The following is a 2283-nucleotide window of genomic DNA, read 5'->3' as shown; positions in this document are numbered from 1 at the left end:
CGTCGGCGATCCGAAGCAGGCCATCTACAGTTTTCGCGCGGCAGATCTGCATACGTATTTGAAGGCGCGTGAAGAGGCATCGGCGAGATATACGCTGGCGGTCAACCAGCGCTCGACAGCGCCGATCATCGACGCCTGCAATCGTATTTTTAGCACGAACCCGGCAGCGTTCATTCTCGATGGCCTCACATATCAGCCCGTGCGCGCGGGGACGCGCGAGCGCGAACCCTTGATCGATGACACGCCGTCAGCCGCGTACTCCGATACCGCCGATTTTTGCGTGTGGCTCTTGCCGCAAGGTGAATCGGTGTTGTCGAAGACGAACGCGAACCGGCAGGCCGCCGAGGCATGCGCGGCCGAGATCGTGCGCTTGTTGCGCGGTGCGCAGGACGGCGAAGTGTTGATCGGCGAGAAGCCGTTGTCGCCGGGGCAGATTGCCGTGCTCGTGCAGACTCACCGGCAGGGCAGTCTCGTCAAGCGCGTGCTTGCGAACTGGGGCGTGGGCAGTGTGGAATTGGCGCAGGCATCGGTGTTCGGCACGCTCGACGCCGAGCAGATCGAGCGCGTGCTGGCGGCTATCGATACCCCTGGCGACCTGCGTCGCCTTCGCGCCGCGCTTGCAACCGATTGGCTCGGCCTCGATGCATCCGCGCTGTGGAACATGGAGCATGGCGAGACCGTAGAAAATGCCTCCGACGCCATGAGCTGGGTCGAGCGATTTTCACGATACCGCATGTTGTGGCACGAGCGCGGCTTCGCGGTCATGTGGCGCACGCTCGCGCGCGAGTTGTTCATTGCGCAGCGCCTGGTGGTCGGGCCGGATGGCGAACGCCGCTTGACGAACGTCAACCATCTCGCCGAGCTGATCCAGGCGCGCGGCGCGGTGCAACCGGGCATTGCGCCGACGTTGCGCTGGCTCGCCGCGCAACGCGCCGAGCAGGGCGGGGGAGAGGACGCGCAATTGCGGCTGGAATCGGATCGCAACCTCGTGCAGATCGTGACCGTGCATAAATCGAAGGGACTTGAATATGCGGTCGTGTTTTGCCCGTTCCTGAACGACGGCGCGTTGCGCGATCCACCTTCGTCCGGCCTTCCTGATGCCCGCGAATACCACGACGAAGGCGCAGCCGTCCTGCATTACGGCTATACCGATGAAGAAGGTGAGCGCGCTTCCGGCCTGGCGACGCGCGAGCAGGCCGCCGAGCGTGCGCGGCTGGTCTATGTGGCGCTGACGCGCGCGGTGTATCGGTGTTATGTGGTGGGCGGCGTGTACCTGATCGGCAAGTCGGCGAAGGAATCGCGGCGCAGCGTGTTGAACTGGCTGGTCGCGGGAGCGGGCCGCGAGTTCAGTGACTGGCTGGCCGAGCCGCCTGAAGAGGACAATGTGATCGGCGCCTGGCAAGCGCTCGCGACTGGATCGATTTCGGTCGAGCCGTTGCCGGTCATCGATGTCCGCGAACCGCTGGTCGTCCGCCGCGATGCTGCGTTTTCGCCCGAGCCGCGGACGAGTCGTCGTGTGTTGCGCGATAGCTGGCGGACCGCGAGCTTCAGTTCCATGATAGCGGCCGGCGCGCGCGAAGAATCGAACCAGCCGCAACCCGCCGACGAACGCCCGGACCACGACGGTCGCATCGATGCGATAGTGTCTCTCGAACCTCCGTTGCCCGAGACGCCGGTTCCACTCGATCCCGACGATATCCTCGCGTTTCCGCGCGGACCATCGGCAGGCGAGTGTCTGCACAGGATGTACGAACTGGCGGATTTCACGGAGCCTGCGACATGGCCTGAGGCCATCAAGAAAGCCTTGCACGAACATCCCGTTCCGCTTTCCGTTTTTGACGCACCAGAAACGGATCTCCCGTTGATGATGTCGCGCGTTCTCGCCGACACGGTGAAAACCGAACTCGTGCCGGGCATGCGGCTCGACATGATTTCGCCAAAGCGCCGCATGAACGAACTCGAATTCCTGTTCCCGGCGCAATCGCTGGATTTCGCAGCTTTGCGGCGCGTGCTCGTCGCGCACGGCTTCCCCGATGTCGCACTCGAAGCTGCAACCTTGCGCGGCTTCGTGAAGGGTTTTATCGACTTGATCGTGGAACACGAGGGGCGCTTCTGGATCGTCGACTGGAAGTCGAATCATCTTGGCCTGGCACCGGCCGATTACAGCGGTGCGTCGCTGGACGCTGCAATGGCTTCGCACGCTTACCACTTGCAGGCGCTCTTTTATGTGGTCGCGTTGCATCGCTATCTGAAGATCCGGTTGCGTGAATATGCGTTCGAGCG

The 2283-nt window shown here is 63.3% G+C and carries 1 protein-coding gene; it reads left to right on the top strand.

The window, feature by feature from the left end; genetic code table 11:
* Positions 1-2283 (top strand): 3'-5' exonuclease (locus ACRXB1_RS34790; RefSeq protein ID WP_449494623.1); only part of this gene is annotated, 2283 nt, incomplete at both ends.

Source organism: Caballeronia sp. M23-90, assembly GCF_053574605.1.
This window is presented reverse-complemented; position numbering and strand designations above follow the sequence as displayed.